Below are 5,511 nucleotides of genomic sequence, written 5' to 3'. Positions count from 1 at the left end.
GCTTAAGCCAGTTCTGTAATCCAGATTGCCCTGAACCTTGTGAGAGATCTCTTACAAACCCTGTAGGACATTGCCAGGTAATAAGTAAAGACTTAATGAACGGATAAAATAATTATTCCTTATTATTCATAAAGTTAATGTTTTATTGTCTACTTTCATACGAAAATAATCTTAAGGGAGTGTCTGTAAGCATCTTGTAAGACAAGGCGAAACAGGCGATTCTATATCTGTCGACAAGGAGTCGCACAACGAAGAGAACATCAGGATGATGGCTCTTCGGCAGGACACACCAGGACGGTGTTACAAGGACAGGCTTCAGGATGAAGCAAAGCGGAAAGCGCTGGATGCGTTAAGGGACACCTCCAGGATGGAGAATGAGAGCCGGTCAGGATGTTCGGCGGGTCAGGATGGCCAGGACACTTCAGGATGAAGTTTTCACATCGGGGTGATGTGAGCAGGATGCACAAGTTCAGGATGAACAAGGTCGCAAGACCACAGGAAAAGTTGTCACGGATGAGCAGGGAGCACTAAAAGTAGCTGGAACGCTGCGAAACGAACCGGGAGCACTGTTTTTACAGTGCTCCCTTTTTTTATTTCCCTTCACTAGTGCTATTCTTCGCGCCAGATTTTTCATCATTGAGGTTAATTTCATGACGACTCATGACCGTGTGCGCCAGCAGTTACACGCGCTTGAAGCGCTACTGCGTGAACATAATCACTGGCGGTTGGATGAGCCTGCAGAGCATCTGTTTACCAGCACGCAGCCTTTTTGTATGGATACCATGGAGCCGGTTGAGTGGCTGCAATGGGTATTGATTCCCCGCATGCATACGCTGATTGATAACGCTCAGCCGCTTCCGCAGGCTTTTGCCGTCGCACCGTATTACGAAATGGCGTTGGCAGCCGATCACCCGCAACGCGAAATTCTCCTGACGGCATTGCAGGAGTTGGATGCACTGTTTACAAGTGATAACGCCTGATGCTGGAGATTCTGTATCAGGACGAATGGCTGGTCGCAGTTAATAAACCTTCGGGCTGGTTGGTTCACCGCAGTTGGCTCGACCGGGATGAGAAAGTGGTGGTGATGCAAACGGTACGCGACCAGATTGGTCAGCACGTTTTTACCGCCCACCGACTCGACAGACCGACTTCCGGAGTACTGCTGATGGGACTGTCCAGCGAAGCCGGGCGGTTGCTGTCCCAGCAATTTGAACATCATCAAATTCAGAAACGCTATCATGCGATTGTGCGTGGCTGGCTGATGGATGATGCCGTGCTGGATTACCCGCTGGTCGAAGAACTGGATAAGATCGCCGATAAATTTGCCCGTGATGATAAAGGCCCGCAGCCTGCCGTCACCCATTATCGCGGTTTGGCGACGGTTGAGATGCCGGTAGCGACCGGACGTTATCCGACGACCCGTTACGGATTGGTGGAACTGGATCCTAAAACCGGTCGAAAACACCAGCTCAGACGCCATCTGGCGCACTTACGTCATCCAATTATCGGCGACAGTAAGCACGGTGATTTGCGGCAAAACCGCAGCGCCGCTGAGTACTTTGGCTGTCAGCGTTTGATGCTTCATGCCAGCCAGCTTGCGCTGACTCATCCTTTTACCGGCGAACCGCTGGTTATTCGCGCCGGGCTGGATGATGTCTGGATGCAGGCGCTATCACAGTTTGGCTGGCGTGGACTTCTCCCTGAGAATGAAAGGGTTGAGTTCAGTGGGCTGTCAGGTCAGGATGAGCAGATAGATTCTTAAGTCCCAGGAGATTACGGTTATGGCGGAAATTGGAATTTTTGTCGGCACGATGTACGGAAACGCGTTGCTGGTTGCCGAAGAGGCCGAAGCTATTTTGACGGCGCAGGGCCATAAAGCCACGGTGTTCGAAGATCCCGAGCTCAGCGACTGGCAGGCATATCAGGAAAAATATGTGCTGGTGGTGACCTCAACGACCGGGCAGGGCGATCTGCCGGATAGCATCGCGCCGCTGTTTCAGGGGATCAAAGATAATCTCGGTTTCCAGCCAAATCTGCATTACGGGGTAATTGCGCTGGGTGACAGTAGCTATGTTAATTTCTGCAATGGCGGCAAGCAGTTCGATGCACTGTTGCAGGAACAAAGCGCCCAACGTGTAGGGGAAATGCTGCTGATTGACGCCAGCGAGCATCCTGAACCGGAAAGCGAATCCAATCCCTGGGTAGAAAACTGGGGAACCTTGCTTAAATAACCTTGCGCCCGGCAGCGCTTTGTTTGCACGGGCCTGTTACTCTCTTTTGGATCGTAGGCCGGGTAAGGCGTTGCTACCCGGCAACAAAACGCCCACCAAACGCCAATTTCGTGAAGCATCTTCCATTCCCTTAGGCTTATGCCATAAACAACCTCATTCACCTCCCGCAATGTTGTGTTTTTGCACGGTGAGGGTAAGAGGCACTCCTTCATATACTTTTCCCGTCAGTTCCCGAAAAGGCAGCGAGTCAGAATAAAACGGCCCTGAGCTGTACCAAAACTGCCACACACTAACCTCTCATTCTGATCACCCTACAGGTGCTGTACAGAATGAACTGGCGAAAGCCAAGATTCAGGAGTGCAACAATGAGTTCATTAAGTCAGGCGGCGAGCAGCGCGGAAAAACGCACTAACGCTCGCTACTGGATAGTGGTGATGCTGTTTATCGTCACATCCTTCAACTACGGCGATCGCGCCACCTTATCCATTGCCGGCTCGGAGATGGCCAAAGATATTGGTCTGGATGCGGTAGGGATGGGGTATGTATTCTCCGCTTTTTCATGGGCCTATGTTATCGGTCAGATCCCCGGCGGCTGGCTGCTCGACCGCTTCGGTTCAAAACGTGTTTACTTCTGGTCCATTTTTATCTGGTCCATGTTTACCCTGCTGCAGGGCTTCGTCGATATCTTCAGCGGCTTCGGCATTATCGTTGCGCTGTTTACCCTGCGCTTCCTCGTGGGGTTAGCCGAAGCGCCATCCTTCCCTGGCAACAGTCGTATTGTGGCGGCGTGGTTCCCGGCGCAGGAAAGGGGCACGGCGGTCGCTATTTTTAACTCGGCGCAGTACTTTGCCACCGTGATCTTCGCGCCAATCATGGGCTGGTTGACCCACGAAGTGGGCTGGTCGCATGTGTTCTTCTTTATGGGCGGTCTCGGGATTGTTATCAGTTTTGTCTGGCTGAAGGTGATTCATGAACCGAACCAGCATCCGGGCGTAAACCAAAAAGAGCTGGACTACATTGCCGAAGGCGGAGCGCTGATCAATATGGATCAGGCGGCAGCCAAAGCCAAAGTGCCGTTCAGCGTGAAGTGGGGGCAGATCAAGCAACTGCTGGGCTCACGGATGATGATCGGTATTTATATCGGCCAATACTGCATAAACGCGCTGACCTACTTCTTTATCACCTGGTTCCCGGTTTATCTGGTACAGGCACGCGGTATGTCGATTTTGAAAGCCGGTTTTGTTGCCTCGGTCCCGGCCATTTGCGGATTTGCAGGCGGCGTGCTTGGCGGCATTATTTCCGACTGGCTGATGCGCCGTACCGGTTCGCTGAATATCGCCCGTAAAACGCCAATCGTACTGGGTATGCTGTTGTCGATGGTGATGGTGTTCTGTAACTACGTCAACGTGGAGTGGATGATCATCGGTTTTATGGCGCTGGCCTTCTTCGGCAAAGGTATCGGTGCGTTGGGATGGGCGGTGATGGCCGATACTGCGCCAAAAGAGATCAGCGGTTTGAGCGGCGGTCTGTTCAATATGTTTGGCAACATCTCCGGTATCGTTACGCCAATTGCTATCGGCTACATCGTAGGTACCACTGGCTCGTTTAACGGTGCGTTGATTTACGTCGGGGTGCATGCGCTGATTGCTGTAGTGAGCTATCTGGTGCTGGTGGGTGATATTAAACGTATCGAACTGAAACCTGTCGCAGGGCAATGATGATGACAACACAATCGAGTCCCATTATTACCGATATGAAGGTCATTCCGGTGGCCGGTCATGACAGCATGCTGCTCAATATTGGCGGGGCGCATAACGCATACTTTACCCGCAATATCGTCGTGCTCACCGATAACGCCGGAAATACCGGCGTCGGTGAAGCGCCGGGCGGCGAAGTGATTTATCAGACGCTGGTGGACGCGATTCCACAAGTGTTGGGCCAGGAAGTCGCGCGCCTGAATAAGGTGGTTCAGCAGGTGCATAAAGGCAACCAGGCCGCTGATTTTGACACCTTTGGCAAAGGTGCCTGGACCTTTGAACTGCGGGTTAATGCGGTGGCCGCGCTGGAAGCCGCACTGCTCGACCTGCTGGGCAAGGCGCTGAACGTGCCGGTCTGCGAACTGTTAGGGCCAGGCAAGCAGCGCGATGCGGTCACCGTGCTCGGCTATCTGTTCTACGTGGGAGATCGCAGCAAAACCGATCTGCCGTATCTGGACAGCACGCCGGGTAACCATGAGTGGTATCACCTGCGTCACCAGCAGGCGATGAACAGTGAGGCGGTGGTGCGTCTGGCTCAGGCTTCGCAGGATCGCTACGGCTTTAAAGATTTCAAACTCAAAGGCGGTGTGCTGCCTGGCGAGCAGGAAATCGACACCGCTCGCGCGTTGAAACAATGTTTCCCGGATGCGCGTATTACGGTCGACCCTAACGGTGCCTGGCTGCTGGATGAAGCTATCTCCTTGTGTAAAGGGCTGAACGATGTTCTGACCTACGCCGAAGATCCGTGCGGCGCAGAACAGGGTTTTTCTGGTCGCGAAGTGATGGCCGAGTTCCGCCGTGCAACCGGTCTGCCGGTAGCAACGAATATGATAGCTACCAACTGGCGTGAGATGGGCCATGCGGTGATGCTCAACTCGGTAGATATTCCACTGGCCGATCCGCACTTCTGGACCCTTTCCGGTGCGGTACGCGTGGCACAGTTATGCGATGACTGGGGACTGACCTGGGGCTGCCACTCTAACAATCATTTTGATATTTCCCTGGCGATGTTCACCCACGTCGGTGCCGCTGCGCCGGGCAACCCAACGGCGATCGACACCCACTGGATCTGGCAGGAGGGCGATTGCCGCCTGACCAAAAATCCGCTGGAGATTAAACACGGAAAAATTGCGGTACCCGACGCGCCCGGCCTGGGCGTGGAACTGGACTGGGATCAGGTACAGAAAGCGCATGAAGCCTATAAGGCGCTGCCCGGCGGCGCGCGTAATGACGCAGGCCCGATGCAGTATCTGATCCCTGGATGGACTTTTGACCGTAAACGTCCCGTTTTCGGCCGCCACTAATTTTGAATAAGGACTTAATTATGAGCGCACAATTTACTACCCCAGTCGTAACCGCGATGCAGGTGATCCCGGTTGCGGGCCATGACAGCATGCTGATGAATCTGAGCGGCGCACATGCTCCGTTCTTCACGCGTAATATTGTGATTATCAAAGATAACTCCGGTCATACCGGCGTGGGTGAGATTCCCGGCGGCGAAAAAATTCGTCAGACCCTGGAAG

5 protein-coding genes and 1 pseudogene are annotated in these 5,511 nt (G+C 53.3%); all 6 read left to right on the top strand.

The features are described from left to right. Positions 1–650: 650 nt before the first annotated feature. Complete coding sequence (locus tag KQJ19_RS22155) at positions 651–980, top strand: YqcC family protein (RefSeq protein WP_016154244.1); 330 nt, start codon at positions 651–653, stop codon at positions 978–980. Continuing rightward, entirely contained in the window at positions 980–1,762 is a 783-nt protein-coding gene (truC, locus tag KQJ19_RS22150; protein WP_216404159.1) for a tRNA pseudouridine(65) synthase TruC, read from the top strand. The genes KQJ19_RS22155 and truC overlap by 1 nt, the downstream gene beginning before the upstream one ends. Positions 1,763–1,781: 19 nt before the next feature. Then, the gene (locus KQJ19_RS22145) at positions 1,782–2,231 is read left to right on the top strand and encodes a flavodoxin (protein ID WP_131405302.1); all 450 of its coding nucleotides are present in this window, start codon (positions 1,782–1,784) and stop codon (positions 2,229–2,231) included. Between the two features lie 365 nt (positions 2,232–2,596). Beyond that, positions 2,597–3,949, top strand: coding sequence for a galactarate/glucarate/glycerate transporter GudP (gene gudP, locus KQJ19_RS22140; protein WP_216404158.1), 1,353 nt, complete (start codon positions 2,597–2,599; stop codon positions 3,947–3,949). Between the two features lie 2 nt (positions 3,950–3,951). Beyond that, a complete protein-coding gene (locus KQJ19_RS22135; RefSeq protein WP_029139643.1) occupies positions 3,952–5,292 on the top strand; it encodes an enolase C-terminal domain-like protein in 1,341 nt (446 codons plus the stop codon). Positions 5,293–5,312: 20 nt separating this feature from the next. Then, positions 5,313–5,511 (top strand): annotated as a pseudogene (gene gudD, locus KQJ19_RS22130) (glucarate dehydratase); the annotation flags it as partial.

Source organism: Citrobacter sp. S46_ASV_140, assembly GCF_018919545.1.
In the GTDB taxonomy this organism is placed as follows: domain Bacteria; phylum Pseudomonadota; class Gammaproteobacteria; order Enterobacterales; family Enterobacteriaceae; genus Citrobacter; species Citrobacter braakii.
Note: the sequence above shows the minus strand (reverse complement) of the source record. Positions and strands in the feature narration are given on the sequence as shown.